The sequence below is a fragment of the Methylobacterium sp. WL12 genome (assembly GCF_008039475.1).
GTDB classification, from domain to species: domain Bacteria; phylum Pseudomonadota; class Alphaproteobacteria; order Rhizobiales; family Beijerinckiaceae; genus Methylobacterium; species Methylobacterium cerastii.
Genome location: NZ_VRUW01000209.1, coordinates 1 through 1342, shown reverse-complemented (window position 1 = coordinate 1342; position 1342 = coordinate 1). Strand labels below are relative to the sequence as shown.

Here is a 1342-nt window from a genome sequence, read left to right as displayed (position 1 = left end):
TGTATGGATGGCTCCTGCGGGTCAAGGATGTCGGATCGGTTCGGGTGAACTGGTCGGTTGCGGCCATGTATACGGCGTCTGATCTGCAGCGGGATCGCTGCGCGCCCTGATGAAGTCCGCTTGGAGAACAGGTCCCACTCAATCGAGCGCGCTCGAAACGCTTCGGATTGATCGGGGTGTCCTGGTTCTTCCTCTCCGTTTGTTCGCCATCACCTCACGTCGCCCTGACCGTTCGTTCAGCCGTTCAGGCGGTGGTCGCCTGCGGCTGGTAGCGTGAACCGTCCCTGAGGACAGCGAAGATCGTTCTTGCCATGCGATGTGCCAACGCGATGGCGGCGACTTTCGTCTTCTTTCGGGCCAGCATGTCGGACAGCCAGTCCTGTCTCGGGCCGCACCTGGATCTCACCATGATCTGCGACATGGCGCCTAGATAAAGCAGCCGCCGAATATACCGGTTGCCCATCTTCGAGATTCGCCCGATCCTCTGTTTACCGCCGGTGGAATGCGGCTTGGGGGTCAGGCCGAGCCAGGCGGCATAGTCCCTCGCGCAGTCGAAGTTACCGACGTCCGGCGTCGTCGCTGCGATGATCGTCGCCGAGAGCTTGCCGACGCCCGGGATCGTCGCCAGACGCTGGCTCGTCTCGCATTGGGCGTGTTTCGCTTCGATCTCGCCCGTCAACCGCTCGATCCGCGTATCGGTGTCGACCAACTGCTCGAAGAGCAGACTGACGGGCAATCGGGCCGCGTCCGGCAGTTGGTGCAGTTGCGTCCTCAGCCGATCGACATTCTGCGCGCCCTTGGCTGCGATGATGCCGAACTCCGTCATGTGAGCGCGGATCGCGTTGCCGATCTGCGTGCGCTGGCGGACCAGAAGATCCCGCGTGCGGTGGAGAACCAGGACCGCAGAGCAGGCTTCGCTCTTCACCGCGACAAACCGCATGGAGGGACGCGTGACCGCTTCACAAATGGCGGCCGCGTCGGCTGCGTCCGTCTTCCCGCGCTTCACATAAGGCTTTACGTAAGACGGTGGCATCAGCCGGACGTCATGACCCAGTTCCTGAAGCCTGCGCCCCCAGTCGTGAGCGCCCCCGCAAGCTTCCATGCCGACCAAACATCGCGGCTGCTTCTCGAAAAACGCGAGTAGCTGGCTTCGACGGAGTTGGCGACGCACGAGAACACGACCGCTCGCATCGACACCGTGGATTTGGAAAACGCTCTTCGCGAGGTCGATACCGACCGTAACAAGTTCGGACATGGGTGGCTCCTCAGCTTGAGGCGACAACATCCCGACTATGCCCCAACGCAACGCCGGGAGCAGGAGCCATCCACACCATCAATCGAG

General features: G+C 62.1%; 1 protein-coding gene. It reads right to left on the bottom strand.

The window, feature by feature from the left end:
- Positions 1-244: 244 nt before the first annotated feature.
- The gene (locus FV226_RS27525) at positions 245-1255 is read right to left on the bottom strand and encodes an IS110 family transposase (protein WP_147765406.1); all 1011 of its coding nucleotides are present in this window, start codon (positions 1253-1255) and stop codon (positions 245-247) included.
- Positions 1256-1342: the final 87 nt, after the last annotated feature.

What these genes read in the sequence shown, in the direction of transcription:
- FV226_RS27525 (WP_147765406.1), bottom strand. Translation starts at nt 1,255, where the DNA reads ATGTCCGAACTTGTTACGGTCGGTATCGACCTCGCGAAGAGCGTTTTC.